Origin of the sequence: uncultured Parasphingorhabdus sp. (assembly GCF_963975555.1) — a bacterium.
In the GTDB taxonomy this organism is placed as follows: Bacteria; Pseudomonadota; Alphaproteobacteria; order Sphingomonadales; family Sphingomonadaceae; genus Parasphingorhabdus.
Genome location: NZ_CAXBHH010000003.1, coordinates 114062 through 140756, shown reverse-complemented (window position 1 = coordinate 140756; position 26695 = coordinate 114062). Strand labels below are relative to the sequence as shown.

General features: G+C 57.3%; 25 protein-coding genes. 11 read left to right on the top strand and 14 right to left on the bottom strand.

Translation table 11 applies throughout. From position 1 onward, the window contains the following. Nucleotides 1-139 precede the first annotated feature (139 nt). Nucleotides 140-1240 (top strand): fatty acid desaturase, encoded by a 1101-nt coding sequence (locus AAC060_RS08640; RefSeq protein ID WP_339825042.1) that lies wholly within the window; start codon nt 140-142, stop codon nt 1238-1240. A gap of 4 nt (nt 1241-1244) precedes the next feature. Here the strand turns inward: AAC060_RS08640 and lptG are convergent, their stop codons facing one another. Continuing rightward, a complete protein-coding gene (gene lptG, locus AAC060_RS08635; protein WP_339825039.1) occupies nt 1245-2333 on the bottom strand; it encodes an LPS export ABC transporter permease LptG in 1089 nt (362 codons plus the stop codon). A 6-nt stretch (nt 2334-2339) separates the two neighbouring features. Continuing rightward, on the bottom strand, nt 2340-3551 hold the full coding sequence (gene lptF, locus AAC060_RS08630) for an LPS export ABC transporter permease LptF (protein ID WP_339825037.1): 1212 nt from the start codon (nt 3549-3551) through the stop codon (nt 2340-2342). A gap of 125 nt (nt 3552-3676) precedes the next feature. On the opposite strand from lptF, the gene AAC060_RS08625 reads away from it, so the two are divergent. Genes AAC060_RS08625 through AAC060_RS08610 form a run of 4 tightly spaced genes read left to right on the top strand, consistent with a single transcriptional unit; the run spans nt 3677 to nt 6521 of the window. Continuing rightward, nucleotides 3677-4159 carry a DUF2141 domain-containing protein gene (locus tag AAC060_RS08625; protein ID WP_339825035.1) on the top strand — a complete coding sequence of 161 codons (483 nt, stop codon included), beginning with the start codon at nt 3677-3679 and terminating at the stop codon, nt 4157-4159. 33 nt (nt 4160-4192) lie between these two features. Further along, entirely contained in the window at nt 4193-5167 is a 975-nt protein-coding gene (locus tag AAC060_RS08620; protein ID WP_339825032.1) for an acylglycerol kinase family protein, read from the top strand. A 15-nt stretch (nt 5168-5182) separates the two neighbouring features. Then, nucleotides 5183-6100 carry a hypothetical protein gene (locus AAC060_RS08615; protein WP_339825029.1) on the top strand — a complete coding sequence of 306 codons (918 nt, stop codon included), beginning with the start codon at nt 5183-5185 and terminating at the stop codon, nt 6098-6100. 25 nt (nt 6101-6125) lie between these two features. Next, entirely contained in the window at nt 6126-6521 is a 396-nt protein-coding gene (locus AAC060_RS08610) for a cupin (protein ID WP_339825026.1), read from the top strand. A gap of 12 nt (nt 6522-6533) precedes the next feature. Here the strand turns inward: AAC060_RS08610 and AAC060_RS08605 are convergent, their stop codons facing one another. From AAC060_RS08605 to AAC060_RS08595, 3 genes are all read right to left on the bottom strand, one after another. Next, nucleotides 6534-7328, bottom strand: a complete 795-nt coding sequence (locus AAC060_RS08605) for an enoyl-CoA hydratase/isomerase family protein (RefSeq protein WP_339825023.1) — start codon at nt 7326-7328, stop codon at nt 6534-6536. A gap of 7 nt (nt 7329-7335) precedes the next feature. After that, complete coding sequence (locus tag AAC060_RS08600) at nt 7336-8535, bottom strand: aminotransferase class I/II-fold pyridoxal phosphate-dependent enzyme (protein WP_339825020.1); 1200 nt, start codon at nt 8533-8535, stop codon at nt 7336-7338. Nucleotides 8536-8626: 91 nt separating this feature from the next. Next, the gene (locus AAC060_RS08595; RefSeq protein WP_339689160.1) at nt 8627-8872 is read right to left on the bottom strand and encodes an acyl carrier protein; all 246 of its coding nucleotides are present in this window, start codon (nt 8870-8872) and stop codon (nt 8627-8629) included. A 164-nt stretch (nt 8873-9036) separates the two neighbouring features. Between AAC060_RS08595 and AAC060_RS08590 the strand changes: the two genes are divergently transcribed. Continuing rightward, the gene (locus AAC060_RS08590; protein ID WP_339825018.1) at nt 9037-9555 is read left to right on the top strand and encodes a Pycsar system effector family protein; all 519 of its coding nucleotides are present in this window, start codon (nt 9037-9039) and stop codon (nt 9553-9555) included. 6 nt (nt 9556-9561) lie between these two features. Here AAC060_RS08590 and AAC060_RS08585 read toward each other — a convergent pair whose 3' ends face one another. The 8 genes from AAC060_RS08585 to AAC060_RS08550 all read right to left on the bottom strand — a co-directional run bounded on the left by AAC060_RS08585 (nt 9562) and on the right by AAC060_RS08550 (nt 21460). Then, nucleotides 9562-10494: an NAD-dependent epimerase/dehydratase family protein gene (locus tag AAC060_RS08585; protein WP_339825016.1), complete on the bottom strand. Its 933-nt coding sequence runs from the start codon at nt 10492-10494 to the stop codon at nt 9562-9564. Between the two features lie 5 nt (nt 10495-10499). After that, nucleotides 10500-11609, bottom strand: a complete 1110-nt coding sequence (gene proB / locus AAC060_RS08580; RefSeq protein ID WP_339825014.1) for a glutamate 5-kinase — start codon at nt 11607-11609, stop codon at nt 10500-10502. Further along, nucleotides 11606-12670, bottom strand: coding sequence for a GTPase ObgE (obgE, locus tag AAC060_RS08575; protein WP_339825012.1), 1065 nt, complete (start codon nt 12668-12670; stop codon nt 11606-11608). The genes proB and obgE overlap by 4 nt, the downstream gene beginning before the upstream one ends. 45 nt (nt 12671-12715) lie before the next feature. Next, entirely contained in the window at nt 12716-14017 is a 1302-nt protein-coding gene (locus tag AAC060_RS08570) for an SRPBCC family protein (protein WP_339825010.1), read from the bottom strand. Nucleotides 14018-14029: 12 nt separating this feature from the next. Further along, the gene (locus AAC060_RS08565; protein ID WP_339825008.1) at nt 14030-16168 is read right to left on the bottom strand and encodes a molybdopterin-dependent oxidoreductase; all 2139 of its coding nucleotides are present in this window, start codon (nt 16166-16168) and stop codon (nt 14030-14032) included. A 130-nt stretch (nt 16169-16298) separates the two neighbouring features. After that, the gene (gene ppc / locus AAC060_RS08560; protein WP_339825006.1) at nt 16299-18986 is read right to left on the bottom strand and encodes a phosphoenolpyruvate carboxylase; all 2688 of its coding nucleotides are present in this window, start codon (nt 18984-18986) and stop codon (nt 16299-16301) included. A 41-nt stretch (nt 18987-19027) separates the two neighbouring features. Beyond that, complete coding sequence (locus tag AAC060_RS08555) at nt 19028-20728, bottom strand: hypothetical protein (RefSeq protein WP_339825003.1); 1701 nt, start codon at nt 20726-20728, stop codon at nt 19028-19030. 165 nt (nt 20729-20893) lie between these two features. Next, entirely contained in the window at nt 20894-21460 is a 567-nt protein-coding gene (locus tag AAC060_RS08550) for an HNH endonuclease (RefSeq protein ID WP_339825000.1), read from the bottom strand. Nucleotides 21461-21564: 104 nt separating this feature from the next. Here AAC060_RS08550 and gluQRS point away from each other — a divergent pair, with 104 nt between their 5' ends. From gluQRS to egtD, 5 genes are all read left to right on the top strand, one after another. After that, nucleotides 21565-22437: a tRNA glutamyl-Q(34) synthetase GluQRS gene (gene gluQRS, locus AAC060_RS08545; protein ID WP_339824998.1), complete on the top strand. Its 873-nt coding sequence runs from the start codon at nt 21565-21567 to the stop codon at nt 22435-22437. Nucleotides 22438-22446: 9 nt separating this feature from the next. Then, nucleotides 22447-22677, top strand: coding sequence for a hypothetical protein (locus AAC060_RS08540; RefSeq protein ID WP_339824995.1), 231 nt, complete (start codon nt 22447-22449; stop codon nt 22675-22677). Nucleotides 22678-22689: 12 nt separating this feature from the next. Continuing rightward, the gene (locus AAC060_RS08535; RefSeq protein ID WP_339824992.1) at nt 22690-23268 is read left to right on the top strand and encodes a cob(I)yrinic acid a,c-diamide adenosyltransferase; all 579 of its coding nucleotides are present in this window, start codon (nt 22690-22692) and stop codon (nt 23266-23268) included. A 155-nt stretch (nt 23269-23423) separates the two neighbouring features. Beyond that, entirely contained in the window at nt 23424-24614 is a 1191-nt protein-coding gene (gene egtB, locus AAC060_RS08530; protein WP_339824989.1) for an ergothioneine biosynthesis protein EgtB, read from the top strand. 26 nt (nt 24615-24640) lie between these two features. Further along, on the top strand, nt 24641-25594 hold the full coding sequence (gene egtD / locus AAC060_RS08525; protein WP_339824987.1) for an L-histidine N(alpha)-methyltransferase: 954 nt from the start codon (nt 24641-24643) through the stop codon (nt 25592-25594). 3 nt (nt 25595-25597) lie between these two features. Here egtD and AAC060_RS08520 read toward each other — a convergent pair whose 3' ends face one another. Then, on the bottom strand, nt 25598-26689 hold the full coding sequence (locus AAC060_RS08520) for a DUF1176 domain-containing protein (protein ID WP_339824984.1): 1092 nt from the start codon (nt 26687-26689) through the stop codon (nt 25598-25600). Nucleotides 26690-26695 lie beyond the last annotated feature (6 nt).

Genomic DNA, 26695 nt, shown 5'->3' with positions numbered 1-26695 from the left:
TATCCTTCTATATTTGCGGCTGGCTGTGGCGTTAATCGCGGCGCAATGTCAAGGGCGCGGGAGTTATTCCGGTCTTGCCCTCGCCATGTTATCGCCACGATATGTTGCTCTATACCGCTCAACAATCATGCAGGTGTTTATGAGTTCGACGACCATCTCTCCGAATAATGTGCCGAAGGCAGAAGCAGATTCGCGTCTGAGTGCCGCGCCTGTGCCGGTTCCCGAGGACAATGAGCTGATCCGCACGGCCGCCAAGGTCACGCGAGATCTCAACGCGCCCAAGCCGGCGATCTACTGGGCCGATTTTCTGGCATCCGTGGCGGTCGGCTACGGATCGCTTGCTGGCGCAATCATCATTCAATCCACTGGTCTCGCCATCGTCTTCGGCTTGATCGCGGTGCTGGCGCTCTACCGGGCCGGCAGTTTCATTCATGAATTGACCCATGTCCGCCGGAACGCGCTGCCCGGCTTCCATTTCGCCTGGAACGCCCTGTTCGGGGTGCCGATGATGATCCCGTCCTTCATGTACGAGGGTATTCACAGCATCCATCACCGGACCAAAAAATATGGCACGGTCGAAGACCCGGAATATCTGCCGCTGGCGTTGATGAAGCCCTGGTCGGTTCCCCTGTTCGTGATCGTCGCTGCACTGGCGCCGGTGGCGCTGCTGTTCCGCTATGCCATTTTGTCACCGCTTTCCGCGATCATTCCGCCGCTGCGCAAGTTGGTGGTCGAACGCTATTCAGGCCTGATCATCAATCCGGATTTTCGCCGCAAACCGCCCGAGGGCGATCTCAAACGCCGCTGGCTGGCTTGCGAGATCGGTGCGTCCATCTGGGCTATTGCCCTGCTGGCGATGGTTGCGATGGACATCATTCCAATGCGCGCCTTCCTGATCTTTCTCGCTGTTATGTCGGGCAGTGTCGTGCTGAATCAGATCCGGACACTGGTTGCGCATCTGTGGGAAAATGACGGTCAGGAGATGAGCGTTACCGGACAATATCTGGATAGCGTCAATGTGCCGCCGCCTGGAACCTTGCCCGCTCTGTGGGCGCCGGTGGGGCTGCGCTATCATGCGTTGCACCATCTGCTACCGGGTGTTCCCTATCATAGTCTGGGCGAGGCGCATCGGCGTCTGGCGGCAGAATTGCCCACCGATTCCAATTTCTACCGGGCGGATCATGGCAGTCTGTGGACCCTGATCACGGGTCTTGTGCGCGGCAGCGCCGGCAGAAACTGAACTTTTATTCCTCGGTGCGGATCAGCACGGTTTCGCCAATCAGGAAGAATAAGAGGAAAGGTGCCCAGGCCGCCAACAGCGACGGATAAGCACCGATATTGCCCATTGCCAGCGCGAAATTGTCGGCAACGAAATAGGCAAAGCCCAGTGCCATGCCGATTACGGCCCGGAGGAACAATTGTCCCGATCTGGCCAAACCGAAGGCCGCGACCGCGCCCAGTAACGGCATCAGGATCGACGACATCGGACCGGAAATCTTGTGCCACCAGCCGGCCTTGAGACTCATCGTCGGTCGCCCGGCGCGTTCGAGTTCGCCAATCGCAGTATGCAAAGCGAAAATCGACAGGCTGTCGGCGCTGACATTGGTCAGGGTGAACTGATCAGGCAGGATCGAATCGCCGACCAGCAACTCGCTTTTCTTTTCCTCGGTCCCGGTGCCTACGTCAAACTGGGTGACGCCGGTGAGCAACCAGCCCGAGCCGGTGAACCGGGCCTCGTCTCCCTGCAGCAGGTTTTTGAGACCATTTTCGGTCCGGTTGTAAATCGTGATTTCCCGTAACACGACCTGCTCGCCACTTCCGGTCACTGTTCGTGCGTTGATCAGATTATTGCCGTCCTTGACCCAGACGTTGGTCCGGACGTTGCTTTCCGCCGGGATCGGCCCGAATTCGACTTTCTCCCATTGTGACAAACGGGCAGTCGAGGGGGCAACCAGCGTTTCATTGAATATGAAGGACAGCAGTGCGACGCCCATGCTGGCCACGATCAGCGGGGCGAGAATCTGGTGGGCGGACAGGCCTCCCGCCTTCATCGACACGACTTCGCTATTCTGGTTCAGGGTTGCCAGCGTGATAATCGTTCCCAGCAGGACCGAAAAAGGGAGGAAACGCGCTATGAGTTGCGGGGCCCGCAGCGAGACATAGGTCCACAATTCGGCTTCGCCATTGCCCGCATATGCCAGAATTTTGCCGCTTTCGCCCAGTAGATCGAGCGCTTGCAGCACCAGCACCAGCAACGCGAGCACCGCCAGGGTACGGACGATGAACATTTTCGCCATATAAATGGCCAGTGTCCGGGAAGGGAAAAAATCCATGTCCGGCTATTCCTTCATCAATGCACGTTTGCGATTAAAATTGAGCAGACCTTTGAAGACGCCGCCAAATTTGGAAAAGGCTTTCTCCAATGCCCCGATCGGCTGCCCACCGGGAACATGCGCGGCGATATGATACATCCACATGATCAGCGCCGCAAACAGGCAAAAGGGTAGCCATAAGGCAATGATCGGATCGACGAGGCCCAGTGCCCCGACATCCTCGCCATATTCGTTGACCTTGTGATAGGTCACAATCATCACGATCGAGACAAATACGCCAAGCGCGGAACTCGAACGTTTTGGCGGAACGGCCAGCGCCACGGCGAGCAACGGCATCAGCAGCATCATCACCACCTCGACCATGCGGAAATGGAAGTTGGCGCGGCTTTCGTTGCGTTCGGCCTCCGGTCGTTTTTCGTCCAGACCTACCCGCACCAGTTCGGGTATCGTATATTCCAGATCCTTGCCGCCTCGCGACCGGAAGGATTCAATGTCGGGCAAATCGATCGGCAAGTCATGGTTGGTGAAACTCAGGATGCGCGGCTTTTTATAATTCGGTGCATCATGGACCAGTACGCCATTGGTCAGGCGCAAGATGATGGTGTCGGGATCGTCCGTTGCCAGAAACTGGCCATGTTCTGCTGTCACCGAGACAGTCTGGTTCTTCTTATTTTCTGCGCGGACAAAAATTCCGCTCAATTTGGTGCCATTGTCCCGGCTTTCCTCGATCCGCAGCGTCATCCGGTTGCCCAGATTGGTGAATTCGCCGACTTTGATCGAGGCACCGAGCGCACCCGAGCGCAATTCGAATCGCAATTCTTCGTAATAATAGCGGGACAGCGGCTGAATGAACCCGACCAGCGCGAGATTGACCAGCATCAGGCCGACCGCGAACATATAGGGCACTCTGAGCAGCCGGCCGTAACCCTGGCCAACGGCTCTGAACACATCGAGTTCCGAACTTAATGCAAGCTTTCGGAAGGCCAGTAATATGCCTAGCAGCAAGCCGATCGGAATGCCCAGGGACAGATATTCCGGTATCAGATTGGCCAGCATTCGCCAAACCACGCTGACAGGACCGCCTTCTGCCGCGACAAAGTCGAACAGGCGCAGCATTTTTTCCAGCACCAGCAGCATCGCCGCAATGACCAGGGTACTGAACAGCGGCAGCGCAATCAATTTCGCCAAATAGCGATCGGTGGAAGTCAGTAGTTTCAACTTGTTGTCGCCCTCTCACCATGATTTCGCCGCAAATCAAATCCATAGCCAAAGGCAGATCGGGGGCTGATTCTTGTTCGCGCCGGAGTATTGGCGCGAGTATAACGACTAGGAGTTATTACGTCATGTTGAAATTTGCGGCTTTTATCGCATTATCGACCACTATTTTGCTATCGCCCACCCCGGCTTTTGCTAGCGGGAAGACCGTTTCCAACGATCTCGGTAAATGCAGGTCGGGTGCTGGCCCCGCCGTTCTCATCAATGTCAGCGGTGTCAAGGAATCCAATGGCACGATGCGGGTTCAAAACTATCGTGGTACTGCGTCGGAATGGCTTAAAACCGGCGCATGGCTTTATCGCGTAGAGGCTCCCGCCAAGACCGGCAACATGCAGTTTTGTCTGCCAGTGCCCTCCGCCGGTACTTACGCGGTTGCGATCCGGCACGATATTAATGCCAATGGCAAGACCGATATATTCGGCGATGGCGGCGGCATGTCGAACAATCCGAGCATCAACATCTTCAATCTTGGCAAGCCAAGTTACAAGAAAACAGCTTTCAACGTCGGTAATGACGTCAAGTCGATCAACATCAGCATGAAATACAGATGATACAAATCTGTTCCCGGGGATAGGGCCCAATAAATGGCAAATGTCGCACTTCTTTCCAATCCCAATTCAACCGGGAACCGGGCGATTTTGCCGGATGTCCGGTCTTATTGCGCCAAGAACAGCGATGTTTTTCATTATGAAGTCGATCATGTCGATGAAATTGCCAAGGCTCTGGAAACCATTGCCCGGGTGAAACCGAAAGTCCTCGTCATCAATGGCGGTGACGGCACGGTACAGGCGGCGCTGACCGAATTATACCAAGGCGGCCATTTCGGGGACAATCCGCCGCCGGTTGCCGTGCTGCCCAATGGCAAGACCAATTTGATTGCGCTAGATCTCGGATCGGAAGGCAATCCGCTCAAGGCGCTTGAACGGATCGTCGAACTGGCCAAACATGATTTGCACGAACATCTGGTCGACCGCGAACTGATCGCGCTGTCCGATGGCGGCAAGGACAGCAAGGTCGTGCTCGGCATGTTTCTGGGCGGAGCGGGCCTGTCGGAGTTCATTCTCTATTGCCGTCACAAGATTTATCCGCTCGGACTGCCCAATGCTGCGGCCCATGTGCTGACGGTGTTTGCCGCGCTGGCGTCGGTGCTATTTGGTATCAAGGGGAAATTTTTGCCGAAACGGTCGACACCGATCAAGATATCCCTGATCCGGGATGGCCAGTTTCAGGGCAATTTTGCCGTGCTCATCGTTACCACGCTGGAACGGCTTTTGCTGATGAAGCGATCGATGCGGAATAAAAATGCGATCGGCCGGATGCAGTTTCTTGCCATTGATCAGCAAGCCGGCGCCATTGTCCGGTTTCTGCTGTCGGTGATTTTTGGCCGGTTGGGCAAAAATGTCCAGAAGGGCATCCATCTCGAGCGCGGGGACATGATCCGCATCGAAGGTGACGGCAGCAACGTGTTGATGGACGGTGAACTATTCTCCGCCCAGCCCGGCCATCCGATCGTGCTGAAATCGACCAAGCCAGTGTCCTTCCTTCGGCTCGCAGCTTGAGCTAGGACGGCTCGCGTGAGCGAACTCAAGTCATTAATTGCAGAAGAACTGGCCCAACCCGTCGATCCGCGGGTTGCTGCCTTTGCGGCCTCGATTGCCGCACAATATGGTGAGGCGTCGCGCGCCGTGCTGTTTTACGGGTCCTGCCTGCGAACAACCGAACTCGACGGACAGATGCTCGATTTCTACCTGATCGTCTCGAGCTACGAGGCGGCCTATGGCAAAAGCTGGCTGGTGGGCGCGAACAAGCGGCTGCCACCGAATGTGTTTCCTGCAGAACATGACGGACTGGTCGCCAAGGTAGCGGTATTGAGCGAGAAAGATTTTCACCAACTGAACCGGATCACCGCCAGCGCGGTCAGCGTATGGGCGCGTTTTGCGCAACCGTCGCGGCTCGTCTGGCAGGCGGATGAAGCGGCGCAAGCACATGCGATCAAAGCGATAGAAGGCGCTGCGATCACCTTGTTCGATATGAGCTTTCCGATGATGGAAATTGATCGAAAATATACGATTGCCGATCTCTGGAAACGCGGTTTCGAGCTGACCTATGGCGCGGAGTTGCGCGCCGAGCGAAAGGATCGGTCCGATTCTGTCGTCGATTCCGATCCCGAACGCTATGCGCGATTTGGACCGGCCGTCATGGCGGCGATCACCGAGCGGAACAAGGCGCAGGGCAAGGATCTAAAGATCATCGCCTCTCGCGATGCAATTGAAAAAAGATGGCGGCAGTTGCGGCGCAATGGTAAGCTTCTAACCCTCGCCAGACTGGCCAAGGCGTCAGCGACTTACGCCGGCGGCATTGATTATCTGGCCTGGAAGATAAACCGCCACGCGGGAACCGATTATGTGATCAAGCCCTGGCAACGCAAATGGCCGATCCTGGGCGCGCTGACGATGTTGCCGCGTTTGATCATGGGCGGTGCGATCAAGTGAACAAGTCAATCATTGGAGAGTGAATATGGCGCAAAGACTTGAAACCAATCCGGTCCATCTCGGTCTGGGAGCGACCGCGGAGGTTGAGCCTGCAATGACCGGCGATCCGACATGGTATGAGGGCTATGGCGCGCGGCATAGCAAGGATGGTGCAGAAGGCAGGCTGGTTTCGATGTATAGCTTCACCGAAAGCTGGGATGTCTGGGAAATGCATCCGAAGGGTGCGGAGGTGGTATTGTGTACCGCAGGTGAAATTACCTTGATTCAGGAATTGGCAGACGGTTCTCGCCAGCGCACGACATTGTCATCGGGCGAATATGCCGTGAATGCGCCAGGCGTCTGGCATACGGCGGACGTAGAAGGGTCCGCTACCGCCGTTTTCATCACTGCCGGTGAAGGCACCGAGCATCGCGAACGGTAGACCGGAACCATTTCACCGATCCTTGTAATCCGGCTTGCGCTTGGCGAAAAATGCCTTGGCAGCTTCGCGGCTGTCCTCGGTCATCGACAGCATGACCTGCTGCCGGTCTTCGATGGCTAAGGCTGCTTCAAAACTCTGCGCGTCGATATTGCGGTTCAGCGCGTCCTTGGACAGGCGCAGGCCCATCGGGGCGGTGTCGAGCATTTCCTCGGCCAGAGACAGGCCGGTAGAAAGCAGCTTGTCCTCGTCGACCATCTCGCTGATCAGGCCATGTTTCTCTGCCCGTTCGGCATGGATGAAACGCCCCGTCAGGATCAGTTCCGACGCAATCGACGCGCCGACCATCCGCGGCAGAAAATAGCTCGATCCCATATCGCAGCCGCCGAGGCCGATTTTGATATAGGCGGCATTCATCTTGAGCGATGGTGCGCCAAAGCGGACATCGCTGGCGAGCAATAGCGAGAAGCCACCACCACAAGCAGCCCCCTGGGCCAGCGCGATAATCGGTTGCGGGCATTGCCGCATCAGCTGCATCACCGTGGCGATGGAGCGCTGGGTGTTCCAGACATGCTGGACCTGGCCGCGCGATCCGTCATTCTTCCAGCCGCCGATATCAAGGCCGGCACAAAAGGCACGGCCTTCCGCGCGGAAGAGAACGACGCGAACATCGTGGCGGGTCTGAAGGCCGCGAAAATAATCCTGCAGCGCGAAGACCATCTCCTCGTTCATCGTGTTGAGCTTGTCGGGGCGATTGAGCGTCAATATTTCAATAGCGCCGCGCTGTTCGATGAGGATGGACTTGGTCATTTCCTGACTAGATAGCCCCGACCGCTTTCCCCGCCGCTTCAAACATGCCCAGAATCTGGTCGACCTGTTCACTCGTATGTTCCGCACAAAGCGAACAGCGGAGCAGGGTCATATTGGCCGGTGTTGCCGGTGGCCGCGCCAGATTGACATAAAGCCCTTCAGCCAGCAACGCCTGCCACATCATCGCGCCTTTTTCGAGATCGGGCATAATCACCGCGATGATCGCGCTTTGTGCATCGGGCGTGCCGAGGGTGAAGCCGAGATCGCGCAGGCCCTTGTGGAGCTTCTTGCTATTCTCCCAGAGATGGGCGCGCTTGTTGCCGCTGTGCATCAGCTTGCGGATCGAAGTGCTCGCCGTTGCCATCACGCTGGGCGGCAGGCTGGCGGTGAACACATAGGGGCGGCAAACCAGTCGCAAAATCTCGAATTTCGGGTGGTTGGAGACGCAGAAACCGCCGACCGTACCGACGCTTTTGCTGAACGTGCCGATGATGAAATCGACATCATCGATCACGCCCTGCGCTTCACAGACCCCGCGGCCGTTTTCGCCGATAAAGCCCATCGAGTGCGCTTCGTCGACCAGCACCATCGCGCCGTTTTCTTTGCAGACGCGAACCATTTCCTTGAGCGGTGCGACATCGCCGAGCATCGAATAAACGCCTTCGAGGACGACGAGCTTCCCGGCTTCGGCAGGCAGGCGTTTCAGCCGTTTTTCAAGCGCTTCGACATCATTGTGACGAAAGGCGACGACTTCGGCATTGCCCATCGCGCAACCATCATAGATCGAGGCATGGCTGTCGATGTCGAGAATGACATAATCGCCCTTGCCGGCGAGCGTGGAGATGATTCCCAGATTGGCCTGATAACCGGTGGAAAAGACCATCGCGTGGTCCATGTCGTAAAATTCCTTGAGCGCATCCTCGCAGTCGCGGTGGAGGCTGTAGGTTCCGTTGAGCACCCGACTGCCGGTGGTACCCGACCCGAATTCCTTGAGCGCTTTCAGGCCGGCCTGGCGAACATCGTCGTCAAAGGTCATGCCCATATAATTATAGGTGCCGAGGAGAATGGTCTCCTTGCCATCGCAAATTGCGACGGTGGGGGAGATGACTTCTTCCATCACCAGCGAAAACGGGTCCTTGACGCCCGTCGAGAGGAGATTTTCACGCTCCTGAATGAGCGGGTCAAATTTACTGAGTAGATCGGTCATTCTTTACTTCCGTTAGTCCTGAGCCTGTCGAAGTACAAACCACCCGCTCGTGCGACCCTTCAGCTAGCTCAGGGCGAACGGGTGTCTGGCTCTAGTTTTCCATCAACTTCGCGACGGCGTCGGCAAGTTGGCCAACGCTCTCGATTTCGGCCTGCATGTTCATGGTAATGATGATATCAAATTCGTCTTCAACAGCAGCGACAAAGTCCATGACCGTCAAGCTGTCCCATTCGAGATCGCCCTGAAAAGTCGTCTCTGCCGCCAAATCGACGCCCTTGTTGTTGAACGGCCCGATCAATTCGCTGATCTTGGTCATGATGTCTTCGCGATTTGCCATATTTTGCTCTCAAAAATTGCTATTCTTGACCTTTGCCAAGACATGAGCACCATTGGCAAGCGAATAAGGCGGAAAAGCGGCGCAATGCGCGCCTTGTCTTGCCCGAGCACAAGCTTTCTGCCACTCTTCCGCCTTATCATATTTATCATTGCGGAGAGTAGTTTATGGATGACGCCAGCAAATGGCCTGACGAGGTTGTTTATGCGCTTGGGACCACGCAGCGGCACCATGTGCAATTGAGTGTTATGGCCGATAACAAGGCGAATATGTTGATCGGCGCGACCTTTGTTGTGTTCACACTTGCTGTTGGTCAAAGCCAGTCCGGCAATATGTCCTTGCCGCTCCTCATCCTTGCCATTTCTGCATTCGCGTCTGCGGGTCTTGCCGCACTGGCGGTGATGCCTTCGGTAACGCCGTGGAAAAACAGTTCGCCAAATATGTTGTTTTTTGGCGGCTTTTCCGAGCTGAGCGAAGAAGAATTTATCGACCGGTTGTTGCAGCAAGAGTTGCGCAGTCAGGAATCAACCTATCGGGCGATGCTGCGCGATATCTATCAGATGGGTCGAGTCCTCGAACGCAAGAAATACCGGTTTCTGGGTTGGGCCTACCGCGTTTTCCTGGCCGGACTAACGCTTACATTTATCGCCTATGTCTACGAGCTGTTTACCGCGCCCGTCATCTGACCTGCGCTAGAGCCAGTCGTTCTGGCGATACCATTTCGCGGTATCCTTAAGCCCTGCACGGGTTTCGATTTGCGGTTGCCACAATTGCGTTGGCAGCCGCCTTTGCGGGTCGATCGTCCAGTCATCATGGCAAAAATAGTTGACCCGGTCTGTGGTAAGCTTTGCCTTGTCGCGGCGGATTAGCCGGTCGACTTTGGCACCGAGACGCAATAGCGATTTGGGTACGCCCACCGCAGTGATGCGTTTGCCCATCGCCCAGCCTATGGCTTTGGCAAAGCTGGCCTGGGTCCAGCCGCCCGGCTTGCCGTCATCGACCTCGAATATCTCGGCGGTAAAATCTTCCTGATCCGGCAATAGTGCCAGCAATGCCTCGCACAGATCCTCGACGTGGATGACCGACATGCGACCGTCAGCGTCGGGCGGCAGGGTGATAAAACCGAACCGCGCCATTTTGAACAATTCCAGCATCTCGCCGTCGCCCGGACCATAGACGGCGGGCGGCCGGATGATTGTCCAGTCGAGACCGCTGGTCGCGACAATTTTTTCAGCCTTGGCTTTGGTCTCGCCGTAGATCGACAGCTCCGGCCGTGTGGCTGCGAGTGACGAGACGTGAACGAAGCGCTTTGCGCCGGCCTGTTTGGCGGCCTCGATGACCGCAAGTGTGCCGGCGACATTGCCGGATTCAAACCCGGCTTTATCCGGTGCATTGACCACTCCGGCAATGTGCAGGACCACATCGGCGCCAGCGCACAGATTTGCGAGGCTCGCCGTGTTGTCCAGCGCGCCGCGCACCCATGTTACACCCGGACGATCATCCTGCTTGCGCCGTGTCAGGGCGCGCGCATCATATCCGTTTCGCACCACCAGATCGAGCATCCGGCTACCGACAAATCCGGTCGCGCCGGTGATCGCGATAGTTTTTTGCAAGGCTGCAGTCATTGTGGCTAGACCAGCACCATCTGGTTGCGGTGGACCACGGCGCTGCGCGGCGCGTAGCCCAACAGGGCCTCCAGTTCCGAACTGCGGCGGCCAATGATTTTTGCACAATCAAGCGCGTCATATTCGGCCAGACCGCGCGCGATCGACAGGCCGTCCAGATCCTTGATCTCGACGACGTCGCTGCGCTTGAACTGGCCCTCGATGGCAATGATGCCCGCTGCGAGCAGGCTGCCGCCCGATTGCAGGGCTGCTATCGCGCCGCCATCAATCGTGATCGTTCCGGCAGATGTCAGGCGCCCGCCCAGCCAGGCTTTGCGGGCACTGGCGCCGTCACCGGCCTTGAACAGGGTCCCGACATTGGTCAGTGCATAGCGCTCCAGCGGGTGTTCTTCGCGGCCCGAGATGATCGAAAGTTCGATTCCCGCGAGATTGGCGATTTTTGCGGCTTCCAGTTTGGAGGTCATCCCGCCGGAACCCAGTCCGGATGAAGAGCTGCCATCCGCCATCGCCATGATATTATCATCGACAATTTCGACCAGGCCGATAAATTGTCCGTTGGTCTGGCTGTCCGGCCTGCGGTCGTAAAGGCCGTCTATATCGGAGAGCAATAATACCCGGTCCGCCGACGCGGCCTGACCGACCCGCGCCGCCAGCTTGTCATTGTCACCAAAGCGGATCTCGTCGGTGGCGACGCTGTCATTTTCGTTGATCACCGGAACCGCACGATGCTCGATCAGCTTTTCCAGCGTGGCGGTTGCATTGAGATAGCGTTTGCGATCTTCCATATCGTCTAGCGTAAGCAGCATCTGGGCGGCGGTAAGCTGATGCTCTCCCAGCAATTCCGACCACAGGCTGCTCAGCGCGATCTGTCCGACCGATGCGGCGGCTTGCGCGTCGGCCAGACTGGCCCGCCCGCCTTTCTCGAGACCGAGTTTCCGCGCGCCAAGGGCAATCGATCCGGATGAAACGATGATGACATTATCGCCCGCCTGATGGCGTTTTGCGATATCGGCAACCAGCGTTTTCAGCCAGTCCCGTCGTGGCTTGCCATCTTCGCCGACCAGCAGGGATGACCCGACCTTGACGACGATCGTGTCCGGCTTTGCGGCACTCACAATGGCGACCAATCCTTGGCTACTTCCTCTTTGCCCGAGGTAAGTGTTGTCTGGCCCTTGCGTTCGATCGAGCTATTTTCGCCAACCGCTTCAAGGATTTTGTCGAGCGCGGCGTCCAGGCCTTCGCCGGTTGCACCAGACACGGGAAGGACATGCTCTGCTCCGGCTGCGCGCAATTGGTCGGCAATGTCGGCCATCAGTTCGTCGTCGAGCAGGTCGGCCTTGTTGAGCGCGAGAATCTGGGGCTTTTCGGCGAGTCCACCGCCATATTTCTCCAGCTCCTTGCTGACTGTTTTCCAGGCTTGTACCGGATCATCACCGGTCGCGTCGACAAGATGGAGCAATATTTTGCACCGCTCGATATGACCGAGAAAGCGGTCGCCGATGCCCGCTCCGTCTGCGGCGCCTTCGATCAGTCCGGGAATGTCGGCGAGCACGAATTCACGGCTCTTGTGCCGGACTACGCCAAGTTGCGGATGGATGGTGGTGAACGGATAGGCGCCGACTTTGGCGCCAGCGTTGGTAACCTTGTTGATCAGGGTCGATTTGCCGGCGTTCGGCAGGCCGACAAGACCGGCGTCGGCAATCAGCTTGAGCCGCAGCCAGACAGCCGCTTCCTCGCCGAGTTCGCCGGGCTGGTGCTGGCGCGGCGCACGGTTGGTAGAGCTTTTGTAGCTGGCATTGCCGCGTCCGCCGATGCCGCCTTCGAGGAACATCGCTTGCTGGCCCTCGTGGGTAAAATCGAGCAGCACATGATCCTTGTCTTCCGACAATATCTGCGTGCCTACCGGTACCCTGACGATCAGATCTTCGCCACCTGCGCCGGTACGGTTGCGACCCGCGCCGCCTTTGCCGCGCGGGGCTTTGAAATGCTGGGCGTAACGGAAGTCGATGAGCGTGTTGAGGCCTTCGACCGCAAGGAAGACGATATCGCCGCCTTTACCGCCATTGCCGCCATCTGGGCCGCCATATTGGATATATTTTTCGCGCCGGAAACTGACAGCGCCAGGGCCGCCCTGACCGGAGCTGACATAGATTTTGGCTTGATCGAGAAAATGCATGTTTGTGCATTTAGGGAAGGGGAGCGAGAAAGGCTAGATTAAACGCTATTCCGCCGCTTCCATCTGTTCCATTTCTGCGACGCGCGGATCGTTGGGATAGACCCATTCCTCGCCAATCACTTGTTTCACTGCGAGATTTTCCGGAACCCGGTTGAGACCGATCATCTTGTCGCAAGTCTGGTGAAAGCTGTAGATGCGCGCCTCCTGATAGCTCAGCGGTACGCTTTTGAAGCCGTCGCTCTCCATCGATTTCTGAATCATCTCGCCAAATTGCGTGTCTTCGAGGATGATTGGCGACATATCGCGGCCATTGGGCTTGCTGTCATCGGGCACGGTCCAGAGATCCGGAGCTGGGCCATCGCCCCAGTCCATCGCCATGGTCACCAGTTCGATCCGCGTCGTATTGAGCGAAGTCGGCCAGAAGATCAGCGGCGGAACGAAATAATTACTCAGCGGCGAGACCCAGTTGGGAAACATCGTGTAGCTTTGCGTGCAGGTCCGGCCAAATTCGCCCACGCCTTCAATTTCTTGCCAGTCCGGTGGGCTATCGATCGCGCGGACATGCTCGCGGTCGGTCTGTTCCGGGGCAGGGGCGAGCATCCGGGCGTGACCATTGGGATAGATGGTATTCACATTGCGCTTGCTGTCGACCAGAGGCGCGACCGTGTCGGGATGGATGAAGGGAACGTGATAGACCTCCATATTGGCCTCCATCGCTACCTTCCAGTTGCACTTCAGGTCGAAACTGTGGCGCGCCGCGAGCCTGATCTTGTCAAAGCGGAATTCCTTCCACTCATCCCAGACCGGCCCGAGCCATTGCTTGAGCGGCATCGCGTCTTCATCAAAATTGACGAAAATGAGATTGCCCAGCATCTCGCATTTCACCGGAATCAAGCTCCGGCAGGACATGTCGAAGTCAGGGCCAAAATCCTGTTTTTCCGGAACGCCGACCAGAGTTCCGTCGGTCTTGTAGGTCCAGTTGTGATAGCCGCACATCAGCCGCGGCGCCTTGCCCTTTTCCTCGGTGACGACCGGCGCCCCGCGATGGCGGCAGGTATTGTAAAAGGCGCGCATCTCGCCATCCATGCCGTGGACGATGATGATCGGATCGCCGACCTGTTCCCATTTCATGAAACATCCGGGCGCGGGCACTTCATCAATATGCGCGGCGAATAGCCAGCTCTTCTTCCACAGATATTGCTGCTCGAGGTCGTAATATTCCTGACTGGTGTAACGACCAGCCGGCAAGTCGGGCAGGCGGGGGAAGCTTTCGGGCGGTGCATTGCGGGCAGCCTCCCATTCCATCAGCCGTTTCATCTGATCGATATAGGCTTGTGTCATCGCCATGATGCGTTTTTCCTAAGCAATTGCAATTCGGACCGGAATCGCGCTCTGCATTGCCTGTCCGGTAATCGGATCGAGATGGTCATCATCGACGATCAGCCGGTTGGTCGAGCCGCCCTTGGTCATCACGTCGCCCTTGCCGGCCTCGCTGTCGCCGAAAGCGTGGCTCATCGAGATCACGCCCTGGCGGACTTTTTCGTCCGCTTTGGCGAGGCCGAATATCGAGGCAGTGGGTGAGGTGATTTCGATGATCGCGCCATCTTCGATGCCAGCTGCGGCCAGATCAGCGGGGTTGAAGAAGGCCGGATTGGTCGGCATTTTTTCGACCAGTTTGGGAAAAGTATGGCCGTTGCTATTATAGCGATGCTTGGACCGGCGCGAAATCAGACGGAAATCGAAACCATCATCGACCGGGTCATAAGCGGCATAGTCGATCAACTGGCTCGGCATGGCGCCCGCGTTCAGATCGAATTTTTCTGAAGCTTCCGGATCGGCCGGACCGACCACCGGGTGGAGTTCTTCATAAGTGATTGCCGCGCCTTTGCGTTCCAGCGCTGCAGCATCGGCTTTCGCCTTGCTGGGTTTGAGCAGCGAACCTTCGGAAATCAGATCGAGAATGGTCGCTTTATCGGGGCATGATTCCATCGAAGCCGAACCACCGGGGAAATTCATCTCAATGCCCATATGCTTAGCGAGCCACCACAGCATTTCATATTCGTCCATCGTGTCGCCGGGCGCGGGCACCATCGCTTCGGTATAATGGCCATAAGCTTCTTCGGTGAAGGCGTCGGAGACATTGTTGATGTCTTCGCGTTCCAGACACATGCTGGGCGCAAGGATCATGTCGGCCCGCTTGGCGCTGGCGGACATCCAGGGGTCGACCTGAATGAACAATTCGCATTCGTCCAGCGCGCGGCGGACTTTCTGCTGGTCGGGGAAGGCGATTTCGGGATTGCCGCCGATCGAGATCAGCGCCTTGATCTGGCCCTCGCCGGGCGTCAGGATTTCGTCCGCGAGTACGTTGCACGGCATTTCCTTGCCGAGATGGCCGAGGCCGCGGATCCGCGATTTCGGGAAGCCTTCGCCAAAGGTCGGCATTTTTGGCGCGACCTGTGCCTTTTTCGGTCCGCCCATCAGCGGGTTGAAAACCATCGGCGCGGAAACCTTCTCGCCTTCCTGGTTGAAGCGGGCGCAGAGGATGTTGAGCGAAGCGACCAAATATTCGGTCAGCGTGCCATTGCCAGCCATTTCCGGACCGGTGCCGGTGACGACGCGGCCCTTGTTGGCGCCAGCGAACATACGGGCAGCGGCGACGAGTTGGTCCTTGTCGACCCCGGCGCGTTTAGCAGCGATATCGGGTGTCATGGATTTGACCGCGGCTTCCAGCTCTTCAACGCCATCGACATGGGCTGCGACAAAATTCTGGTCGAACAGCTTCTCTTCGAAAATGACGTTGAGCATCCCGGCGAGCAGGGCAGGGTCTTCACCCGGTTTGACCGGCAGATAGATGTCGGCCAATTTGCCCATTTCGCTGACCCGCGGGTCGGCGACGATAACCTTGAGACCGCGTTCCTTGGCATCGCGCAGGCCGCGTGATGGCGAGGATGTCGGCATGCCGCCGGAATAATGAGAAACAATCGGATTATTGCCGACAAACATTGCAACATCGGATTCGGTGAAGGCGTTGCCGCCACCCATCCACATGCCATAGCGCGCGGTCGTGAACACCTTGGCCGGCTGATCGACGGTGACGCTGGTATACCAGTTGCGCGAGCCGATGCCTTGGGCAAAGGCATAGGATGTGCCGAGGACGGCGCTGTTCTGGAAGGCGTTGGTGCCGCAGTAAACCGCGATGCTGTGGGGGCCATGTTCTTCGACCATTTTCTTCATCTGCGCGCCGGCCAGTTTGAGCGCTTCGGCGGTCGAGATATCCTTGAAGCTGCCATCGGGCTGGCGGATTTTGCTGGTGATCATCCGGTCGGGGAGATTGTGCATGTCGGGTAGCTGGCGGCCCTTGATGCAGGTATAGCCGTGGAACAGATGGTCCTGCTTGTCGCCGCGAACGGATTTGACCTTATTGTCCTCCACTTCAACGATCATTGCGCAACTTGCGTGGCAAAAACGGCAAAAACTACGCTTGGTCTCGACAGCCATGAATCTCTCCTAATTTCGGAGAAGTCTAGGCGGGGTCAATGATGCAGGCGACTGACAAAAATGCTCGGAAGAATCGCATTCTGGCCCGCAGCAGGAATTCGCCTGTGCGGGCCTTGGAGTCAGCTAGAAATCAGCCACTGTTGCGCAATGCGGTTGCTATCGCGTTGAGCGACAACTGGATTCCTTCGCCGATGCGCGGGTCGTCTTCGCCAGCGCGCAGCCGTTTCATCAGCTCGATCTGGAGATGGTTGAGCGGCTCGATATAGGGCAGGCGCAACTCGATGCTGTTGAACAGCGCCGGGCTTTTCGCCAGCAGATGCGGCTGGTCGGTGATGTCGAGCAATATATCGCGCGTCTGGTACCAGCTGGACCGGATGCGGCCGAAAAACGTCTGGCCCATGTCCTGATCTTCGACCAGCTCGGCATAGCGGGCGGCGATGCCCATGTCTGACTTGGCCAAAACCATTTCCATATTGGACAGCGAGGCTTGGAAGAACGGCCAGCTTTGCGCCATGTCTTTCAGTTTTGCTTTGTCTTCAAAGGCGGTGAGCGCCTGTCCGACGCCATACCAGCCGGGCAGCATCACCCGGGCCTGTGCCCAGCTGAACACCCATGGAATAGCGCGCAAATCTTCGATCTTGTCGCTCTTCGTGCGGCTGGCGGGGCGCGAGCCGATTTTGAGTTTTGCAATTTCCGTGAGTGGCGTCATCTGCCGGAAGAAGGTCCGGAAGCTGTCGTCGCCATACACCAAATCACGATATTCGGTGAAAGCAACTTGCGAGATTTCATCCATCGCTACGGCAAAATCGGCCTGCACTTTGCTATCCGTCTGGTCGGGCTCAAGCGAATTGATCAGCACCGCCGATGTCATCGCTTCCAGATTGGCTTCCGCGACATCCTCTGTGCCATATTTGGCGGCAATCACTTCACCCTGTTCGGTAATCCGGATGCGACCGGCGACGGTGCCCTTGGGCTGCGCCTTGATCGCGCCGAAGGCCGAGCCGCCACCACGACCCACGGCACCGCCGCGTCCGTGGAACAGCTGCATTTTGATGCCAGCCTCGGCGAATATCGGGGTCAGGGCATCGCTCGCCTTGAACAGGCTCCAGGTCGAGGTCAGATAACCGCCATCCTTGTTGCTGTCCGAATAGCCGATCATCACTTCCTGATGACCGCGGCCTTTCGCGAGCGCGTGCATTTCCGGAAGGGCGAAGAAATCGGTCATCACCTGAGGCGCATTTTCCAGATCGGCGACGGTTTCGAACAAAGGCACAGCCATGACCGGGCAGGAGGGCGATGCGTTGTCCTCGGTCGGCGCGTGATAGAGACCCGTCTCCATCAGCAGGACATAGACTTCCAATATGTCGGAAACGCTCTCGCCGTTGCTGATATTATAATTGGTGATGACGTCAGGGCCATATTTCCGGTGCGCTTCGGCGGCGGCCCGGATGATCGATAATTCCTTAGCGGTCTCGTCGCTATAGGTGATCCACGGGCTGGCCAGCGGGCGGTTATTGGCCAGTTCGGCGCGCAGCCGTTTGACCCGTGCCGCTTCGTCCAGTGCGAGATAATCATCCTCGACGCCCGCCTGCTTGAGCAATTCGGCGACGACCCGTTCGTGGACCTTGCTGTTCTGGCGCATGTCGAGCGTGGCGAGGTGGAAACCGAATAGTTCAACCGTGCGGATCAAGCGTCCCAATGCTCCGGAAGTCGCGAAGACGCCCTTGCCGGCCGATTTCAGGCCATGCGCCAATATGACGAGTTCCTCGCGCAACTGTTGCGGATTGTCATAAGCGTTGGCGGCGAGGGGGGACATACGGCCCGGCACATGGTCGCAGAGTTTAAGATGGGTCGCGGACAATCTGGCATAAATGCCCGACAGCGCGCGGCGATAGGGTTCGTCCTTGCGGCTGAGCGAATCGTCACCGCTGGCGTCGGCGAGCGCGATGACCGCGTCCGGTACTTCGGCCAGTTCGGTTGAGATGGACAGTTCTGCGCCCAAGGTGTGAACGCACATCAGATAATAGCCGATGACGGTTTCGGCGGCGCGTGAAAGCGCCTCTTCCATGGCACCGGCGTCAACGAAGGGATTGCCGTCGCGATCGCCGCCAATCCAGCTGTTGAGCTTGAGGAAACTCGGCAGGCGTGCGCCCAAAGTCTGCTCCCATTTAGCATAGAGCCGGGGCAGAACGGGCAGGAACACGTCCTTCATATAACTTTGCGAAATCTGCACTTCATCGGTGACGAACAGCCGCTCGCGGCGTAGCGGACGGGTTTGCCAGAGCAGAGCGATCTGGCGCAGGATTGCGGCGTCGAGCATGTCGCCTTGCGGCGTTTCCTCTTCTCCCGCATCTTTCATCAACAGAAGTTCGGCAATCCGGGATTTGTGATCGATAATGCTCTTGCGCCGGACCTCGGTCGGATGGGCGGTCAGCACCGGCGCGATCAAGGCGTCGTCGAGCAGCTTCAGGATAGCGTCCCGGTCAACGCCTTCGCTGGCGAGCAATTCGATTGCCTCGACCACGGTGGCACCTTTTTCAGCGGCAACGCCCTGGCGATCCTCGGCGAGATTGGCGAGCAGGGAAAACAGCATGAACCCGCGGACAAAAGCCAGCGTTTCATCGAGCGAGAGCGCATCCAGGCCGGGGTCTATGGCGTCCGCATCCGCCAAGCCGCGATGGCGATCGACGCTGGTCGACCGGATATATTCGGTGCGCCGGTAAAGCTCCTCTCCGCCATAGGAACGAATGACATCGCCCAGCAATTTGCCGAGATATTTAATGTCAGGATTTTGGCGAACGGTGAGTGATTGGGTCATGACGATATGCTGCACTGCGGCAGATAAACGGTCAAGCCAAACTAGAGCCGCGAACCATTAATTTTCACGTCCGCTTTCGCCCAGATGATCGCGAAGGCGCTTTTTGCCTTTTTGGCCTCGTCCATCTTGCCTTGCCGCTCAAGCGCAGCGACGAGTCCCGACATCGACCAGCCGTTGTGCGGATAGTCTTCGAGGTCTTTCCGGTACACGGCTTCCGCCTCGGCAAACCGGCCTCCGTTAAGCAACGCCTGGCCCAGCGACTGCCGGGTCGGATAATACCAGAATGGCGGTTCCATATAGGGCAGGCTGTCCTGCTTCTCCACGGCCCGTTCAAAATGGCTGGCCGCCAGATCGGGATCGCCCGACTTGAGCGCTATTTCGCCCTGCAGCAGATCATCGGCGATATTGAGCAGCACGCTGGCGGGGTAATCCGCACTGTCGAGAAAACGGATCTGCACCGAGTCCTTCACCGCCGCGAGTTTTGCGCGTTCGGCCTGTGCACCGTCGATATCTCCCATATTCGCCTTCGCGAGACCGCGCGCATAGCGCCAGATTGCGTTGGAATAGTCGAGATTCCCGGGCGGGGCCGGTTCGGCCATGATGTCCGGCCATTTGCCAAACTGGGCGAGCGTTTGCAGTGGAATGGTCTTGAAAAACTCCACGGTAGGGAATTGTTCGATCTGCTCCAGCCGCACATTTGCAGCGACTTTGCGCGCCGATTCCAGAGCCATTTTGCTTTGACCCGACATGCTGGTGGCTGCCCAGAGGAAATGGATATTGTGCGGATAATATAACGCCGGATAAAATCCCTGCGCGTTGCAGGCCGCGATATATTCTTCGTCGACGGATGCCGCCCGGACATTGGCCTTGGCCGCATCGTCATAACGCCCGACCCGCCAGAAGATATGCGCCGGCATATGCACAAGATGCCCAGATCCGGGCACCAGATTTGCCAGCGCGTCTGCTTCGTCCTCGGCCCGTCCGGGTTGGTCGGATGCCTCGACCGCATGGATATACAGATGGAGCGCGAGCGGATGCTTTGGACTGCGGGCGATAATCCGCTCCAGCGTGGCAATGACTTTCTCGGTCTCCGGCTTTGCTTTGCCGTCTGCTGACCAATAATCCCAAGGCATCGTGTTCATCAATGATTCGGCATAAATGGCCGCCGCATCGTCATCATCCGGGTAGGTCGCCACGAATTTCTCCATTGCCCCGGCATAAGCGAGATCGAGAGGTTCGCGGGCGGTTGACGCATCGCCGTTATAGCGTTTGGCCTGTGCTTCGATCAGCGCCTGCTCCAGCGGTGTGGCCGTGTCTTTCAGGGCCAAGGCGCGATTGATAGCGGCGAAGGCGGATTTCCGGTCGGCCTCGCTCATCACCGCTTTGCCCTTGCTGGTCACATTGATATTGGGACCGGTGGCCAGAGCCTCTCCCCAAAAGCACATCGCGCAACCGGGATCGAGCCGCTGGGCGGCCCGGAAGGAGCGGATGCTTTCGGCGTGGTTGAAACCGAACGCCAGCACCATGCCCTGATTGAAATAGCGATTGGCAGCGGCGGAACTGGTCGAAATTTTGCGACTATAATTGCCCATGCCGTCAAAAAGCGGCGCGCCCGCCATTTGGGCGATCTCCGCATCAGTCATGTTTGCAGTGGCAACAGAACCGGATTGGGCTTCTGCAGGTGCGCCGCAAGCAGTTATAGCAAGTAGCGCGACACCTAATGTCAGATATGGTTTGCTCATATAAGCCTCCCGAAGGTCAGGTGGTGGGACTCATCAGATACGCAACATTACGTCGCGAACTATAGCGCAAATTGGTCATTATATCGAGTCCGCACGCAGAGTGGTCCCGAAAGGTCAAATCAGAAGAGGCAAAAAAGGGTGTCGTCGTTATTGGATAGAAACGGCCTAGCTCTCCAGTTCGATATCCCAATAAAGCCAGTCATGCCATGTATCGTGCAGAAAATTGGGCGGGAATGCCCGGCCATGTTCCTGCAGATGCCAGCTGGTCGGCTTGATCGGACGATTGGCGAGCTGCATATGCGCCTCCTTCGGCGTCCGGCCGCCTTTCTTGAGATTGCAGGGCAGGCAGGCGGTGGCGACATTTTCCCAGGTTGTGCGGCCTTTCTGGCGGCGCGGGATGACATGGTCAAAAGTGAGATTGTCGGGCGATCCGCAATATTGGCATTCAAATCTGTCGCGCAAAAACAGGTTGAAGCGGGTAAAGGCGGGATATTCGGACGGCTTGATATATTTCTTTAGCGCAATCACCGACGGGATTTTCATGTCGAGATTGGGGCTGTGTACCTCGCGCTCGTAGCTGGAGACGATATCGACCCGGTCGAGAAACACCGCTTTTATCGCAGTTTGCCAAGGCCACAGGCTGAGCGGATAATAAGAAAGAGGCGTATAGTCAGCGTTGAGGACGAGCGAAGGGCAGCTTTCCGGATGCCGTAGCAAGTCGGGGTGATACATAAGCGCTGTCTCCCTTGTCCTTTACTGCCCGTTCTTTATGCCTAAGAACATGACATGACTATGACACAAAGAACAATATACTCCTCATGACGTCAAGTACGCAATTGAAACGAGATATTGTGGTGCGTTTTGCCCCCAGCCCCAATGGATTGTTACATTTGGGCCATGCCTATGCTGCAATGGTGGCCCATGATTTTGCTCGGGAGCGGGATGGCCGGTTCCTTCTCCGAATCGAGGATATCGATAGCGGGCGCAGCCGGCCCGAATTTGTCGAGGCGATATTGGCGGATTTGCAATGGCTCGGGCTGATATGGGACGGGGACGTGATATTCCAGTCCGAGCGTTTCGAGAGCTACGCCGTTGCGGTGGAGCGGCTGAAAGATATGGATATGCTCTACCGCTGCTTCTGCACGCGGACGAGTATGCGGCAGACGCAGGAAGCCGGTCCGCAGCCGGAAGGGCCGGATGGCCCGATCTATGCGGGCACCTGCCGTCATCTTGACCCCGCTCTGGCGCGGGAACGGGCGCGAACCGAGCCGCATAGCTGGCGCCTTGATGTTGCCAAGGCTATTGCGAGGACCGGGCCGCTCGATTGGTATGATGAGCGGCACGGCGAGCAGATCATTCATGCGGAGAAGCTGGGGGATGTCGTCATTGTCCCGAAAGATACACCGGTCGCCTATCATCTGGCGGTGACGCTCGACGATGCCCGTGACGGGATTAGCCATGTGGTGCGCGGTGACGATCTTTTCGCTTCCACCGATATCCATCGGCTGCTGCAAGCTCTTCTGGATTTGCCCACCCCGATTTACTTTCATCATCCCCTGTTGCTCGATGAAAGCGGTGCGAAGCTTTCGAAAAGTCGGGATTCTGCCTCTTTGTCCGTATTGCGGACTGCTGGCCGCAGCGGATATGAACTGCTACAGGAACTCCGCGCAGCAAACTTCCCTGTTGGAATATCGCTTTCGGCGGCTTAAGGTGAATTTATGAGCTATATTTTGATATTGATGATCATCGCAGCCGCAGGTGCTGTCGTTTATGCACTGGTTCGCGGGCTGATCGCCTTCGCCAATATGGAGCCGGATGATGTTGATGCCGATGGCATCACGGCGTCGCACAAGAAGCAGAATGAAATGATGTTTGCCCGCGTCAAATACCAGGCGATTGCGATCGTGCTGGTGGTGGTGTTGCTGGCACTGGCGGGCGGTCAGAGCTAGTCAGCTCCCCCGATGGTAAAACTCAACAAGATTTACACGAAAACCGGCGATGACGGTACGACCGGACTGGTCGACGGGTCGCGGCTGGCGAAAAATGATCCGCGCATGGCTGCGATTGGCGATGTCGATGAACTGAACAGCGCCCTCGGTCTGGCGATTTGCGACATCACGGATGGCGTGCTGGTCAAGACTTTGCGGGTTGTCCAGAATGATCTGTTCGATCTGGGTGCCGATCTGGCAACACCGGCAGCAGAGGGTGATGATTTTGAACCTTCGCAAATGGTGCTGCGCGTGGTGCCGTCGCAGGTCGAGCGGCTGGAAACGGAAATCGATGCTGTGAACGCCGATTTAAATCCTCTGACCAGTTTCATATTGCCCGGCGGCTCGAAAGCGGCAGCGGGTATCCATTGTGCGCGGGCCATTGCCAGACGCACCGAGCGTAGCTGTGTCGCCGCGGCTCAGGAAATGCGCATCAATCCGCAGGCGCTTGCCTATATTAATCGCCTTTCCGACTATCTGTTCGTGCTCGGCCGGGCGCTGAACAATGGCGGTGCAGACGATATTTTATGGGTGCCCGGAGCATCGCGCTAGGCGGCAGTTTCGCCACGCTTTCCGAATTTTTGCAACCATCTGGCGCAAATATGCGTTGTTGACCCAGTCATTGTTCGCTCTATGTTCTGAAAGGAATCAGAGCATTCACCGGAGTAGGACCGATCGCAAGCCAATCTCAACGCCCGTTTCCGTCCTTGTCCGGTTCGGCCAATGCTCCCCGATCGAGCGTGCTAACGGACCGCTTCCGGGAGGTTAGGAGACATTCGGTGCGTCTTGCCGATGGTTTGAGCGATGCCGATACAACCGTGCAATCGATGGATGATGCTTCACCGACAAAATGGCATCTTGCCCATATCAGCTGGTTTTTTGAAACTTTCCTGCTGCGCGATCATGTGGTGGGCTATCGCCTGTTCGACGAGGCCTATCCCTATTTGTTCAACAGCTATTATGAAGCCGAGGGAGCAAGACATGCCCGGCCGGAGCGAGGCTTGCTAACGCGCCCGTCGCTGGCAGAGGTGATGGCCTATCGCCGCCATGTCGACGAGGCGATGGCGGAGGCAATGGCCGATTTCTCCGAAGAATTGCTCGATCTGGTCGAACTCGGTCTCCATCACGAACAACAGCATCAGGAATTGCTGCTGACTGACATATTGCATCTTTTCTTCCGCAACCCGCTGAAGCCCGCTTATTCCAGCGCCGCGCCTGTCCGTGCCGCTGAACCCGGGCCCCTGCAATGGATCGATGGCAGGACCGGCATCCACCAGATCGGTCATGACGGACCGGATTTTGCCTTTGATTGCGAAGGTCCGCGCCACGATGTGCTGCTGTCGCCGCATGCGATCGCCAATCGTCCGGTGACCAATGGCGAATGGCTCGCATTCATCGAGGATGGCGGTTATCGCGAGGCCCGTCACTGGCTGTCCGACGGCTGGGCCTGGGTGCAGCAGCAAGTGATCGAAGCACCCTCATATTGGAACCGGATGTCAGATCAGGAATGGGCCGAGTTCGGACTGGCCGGTAATCAAAATCTTGATCTGTCGGCACCGGTCAAACATATCAGCCACTATGAAGCCGATGCCTTTGCAACATGGGCCGGTGCACGTTTGCCGACCGAAGCGGAATGGGAAGTGGCCGCCAACGACGGCTTGCCTGGCACCGGTGCTGTCTGGGAATGGACCGGCAGCGCCTATTTGCCCTATCCCGGTTTCAAGCCCGCGGAGGGCGCAGTCGGCGAATATAATGGCAAGTTCATGTCGGGTCAGTCGGTCCTGAAAGGTGGCAGTATCGCCACCCCGCCTCAGCATATCCGGCCCAGTTACCGGAATTTCTTTTACCCCCACCAGCGCTGGCAGTTCTGCGGACTGCGGCTCGCCAAAGATATTTGACGCAAAGGACGCCCCCTCCCATGGACATGACCACTTCACTCGTTGATCATACTTTTCGCAAGGATGTGAGGCGCTGTTTCGAACAGCAGACCTACGCGATGCCGGCGCGCTGGCTTTACGATCGCCGCGGATCGGAACTATTCGAGGAAATCACCGAGCTGCCCGAATATTATCCGACTCGCACCGAGACAAAGTTGCTGCAGGCCAATGGACCCGCTTTTGCAGAGGCCGTCGGCCCGAACCGGGCGGTGATTGAATTTGGCTCCGGCAGTTCCACCAAGACGCCTCATCTGCTGAAGGCGATTGATCCGGCCGCCTATGTCCCGATCGATATCAGCGGCGAATTTCTCGAGCATAGCGCATCGCAGTTGCAAGAGGAGTTTCCGGATCTGCCGATACATCCGGTCGAGGCCGATTTCATGAAGCGGGTCGAACTGCCGGAGGCTGTTGCGGACATGCCGAAGCTCGGTTTCTTTCCCGGCTCCACGATTGGCAACATGATCGCCCGTACCTCGGTCGATTTGCTGCGATTCATGCGGGAAACATTGGGTGAGGGCGCGCAACTGCTGATCGGCTTTGACCGGATCAAGGACCCGCAGATAGTGGTCAATGCCTATGATGATAGCGCCGGTGTGACGGCGCAATTCTCGCTCAATCTGCTCCACCGGATCAATCGCGAACTGGACGGGGATATTCGCGTCGAGCAATTCCGGCATATCGCAGTCTGGAACGACCTTTATGCCCGGATTGAAATCTATCTCGAGGCCCAGGCTGACATGGAATTTTCAATCGACGGCAAGGTCCATAAATTGGTCGAGGGCCAGAGGTTGCATATCGAAAACAGCCATAAATATGGCTTGCGCGATGCCCGGCTGATGTTGCGGGCCGGCGGCTGGACGCCGCTGTACGAATGGAGCGACGAGCGGGATTATTTCACGCTCATGCTGGTAGAGGCGCACCCGCTCAAGCACGCACCCTGAAATTTATTTGGTTGCCGGTTTTGCCGGTTCGAGCTTTTGATATTTTGCCCGCCAGATGGTGATCCAGTCATAGGCACCGCGGCATTCGGGCATCGCGGTGGCGTCGGTCATACGGAACCGTTCCCCGTCCCAGACGTAATTTTCAGCGCTGCCGCAATCACCCAGTCCGCGGCCCTTGCCATAGCTGCTGAGCGTCTGGTCCTTCTCGTCCCAGCTGGCATTGATCAGCACGGGATCAGTGCCTTCGCCGCCCCAACTGGGCTGACGGTCAAATTTGGCGGGCGTGAAGGTCCAGCCTTCTGCACTGTCTTTTCGATATTCACCGATAAATGGCGCGCTGGAAAAATTATAGGCGCCGGAGCCACAGGATATCAATACCAGAGCCCGGTATAGATCACCGCGTTTGCCCAGCGGATAGGCTTGATCCTCGATCAGACCATAGCGCTCCTGCTTGCATTTTGAATCCTCGGCGAGCGCGACAAGGGCACTGGCTTCGGGGACCAGTTTTGCGGGTTCCCACCGGTCGACAAGGATCACCGGTATACCGGTGCTTGCTGGTTCGAAAGCCCGTGATCCCTTCGCGACCAGAGCGCTACGGGTGCCGACGCGGTTCTGTTTTTGGTCGATGTAACGCAAGGCGGCGGATGAACCCGCCAGCGATGTCCGGGTGATATTTTCGTCTGCCGGCCCCTGTAAAACCAGAAGCTTCCCTTTGATAATCGCCTGCGCGACTTTTCTGGCATCTTCGCCAACAATTTCGATCGGATAGTCACCCTGGACAATCGGTCCGGTATCAACCAGCTGGCCGTCGATGATCATTTTATAGCGATCCATTTCCCTGGCCTCGAACAGGACGCGAATCTTGAAAATATCATCATTATCTGCGGTACGGACAATGGAGATTGGCCCGCCCCAGTCATCAAAACCTGCTTCGGGCCCATCCGACATCAGCGAGACGGCTTCGCAATTGCCGCCGTTGTCGCAGCCAGCGGCCCAGTCCTTGAACGTCCGGATTTCACCCAGCTGTGGAGTGGGCAAAGTAGCGGTCGTGGCGATTATCGCAAATATTCCAGCGATGAAACTGATAGGGGGCATAATTGC

Coding starts and splice junctions, on each gene's coding strand:
- AAC060_RS08520 (WP_339824984.1), bottom strand. CDS start 26,689: ATGCCCCCTATCAGTTTCATCGCTGGAATATTTGCGATAATCGCCACG.
- AAC060_RS08550 (WP_339825000.1), bottom strand. CDS start 21,460: ATGTATCACCCCGACTTGCTACGGCATCCGGAAAGCTGCCCTTCGCTC.
- AAC060_RS08590 (WP_339825018.1), top strand. CDS start 9,037: ATGGATGACGCCAGCAAATGGCCTGACGAGGTTGTTTATGCGCTTGGG.
- AAC060_RS08595 (WP_339689160.1), bottom strand. CDS start 8,872: ATGGCAAATCGCGAAGACATCATGACCAAGATCAGCGAATTGATCGGG.
- AAC060_RS08585 (WP_339825016.1), bottom strand. CDS start 10,494: ATGACTGCAGCCTTGCAAAAAACTATCGCGATCACCGGCGCGACCGGA.
- AAC060_RS08565 (WP_339825008.1), bottom strand. CDS start 16,168: ATGGCTGTCGAGACCAAGCGTAGTTTTTGCCGTTTTTGCCACGCAAGT.
- lptG (WP_339825039.1), bottom strand. CDS start 2,333: ATGGATTTTTTCCCTTCCCGGACACTGGCCATTTATATGGCGAAAATG.
- ppc (WP_339825006.1), bottom strand. CDS start 18,986: ATGACCCAATCACTCACCGTTCGCCAAAATCCTGACATTAAATATCTC.
- egtD (WP_339824987.1), top strand. CDS start 24,641: ATGACCACTTCACTCGTTGATCATACTTTTCGCAAGGATGTGAGGCGC.
- AAC060_RS08555 (WP_339825003.1), bottom strand. CDS start 20,728: ATGAGCAAACCATATCTGACATTAGGTGTCGCGCTACTTGCTATAACT.
- obgE (WP_339825012.1), bottom strand. CDS start 12,670: ATGCATTTTCTCGATCAAGCCAAAATCTATGTCAGCTCCGGTCAGGGC.
- AAC060_RS08600 (WP_339825020.1), bottom strand. CDS start 8,535: ATGACCGATCTACTCAGTAAATTTGACCCGCTCATTCAGGAGCGTGAA.
- AAC060_RS08620 (WP_339825032.1), top strand. CDS start 4,193: ATGGCAAATGTCGCACTTCTTTCCAATCCCAATTCAACCGGGAACCGG.
- AAC060_RS08625 (WP_339825035.1), top strand. CDS start 3,677: ATGTTGAAATTTGCGGCTTTTATCGCATTATCGACCACTATTTTGCTA.
- AAC060_RS08535 (WP_339824992.1), top strand. CDS start 22,690: ATGGTAAAACTCAACAAGATTTACACGAAAACCGGCGATGACGGTACG.
- AAC060_RS08570 (WP_339825010.1), bottom strand. CDS start 14,017: ATGGCGATGACACAAGCCTATATCGATCAGATGAAACGGCTGATGGAA.
- AAC060_RS08610 (WP_339825026.1), top strand. CDS start 6,126: ATGGCGCAAAGACTTGAAACCAATCCGGTCCATCTCGGTCTGGGAGCG.
- AAC060_RS08540 (WP_339824995.1), top strand. CDS start 22,447: ATGAGCTATATTTTGATATTGATGATCATCGCAGCCGCAGGTGCTGTC.
- AAC060_RS08640 (WP_339825042.1), top strand. CDS start 140: ATGAGTTCGACGACCATCTCTCCGAATAATGTGCCGAAGGCAGAAGCA.
- AAC060_RS08605 (WP_339825023.1), bottom strand. CDS start 7,328: ATGACCAAGTCCATCCTCATCGAACAGCGCGGCGCTATTGAAATATTG.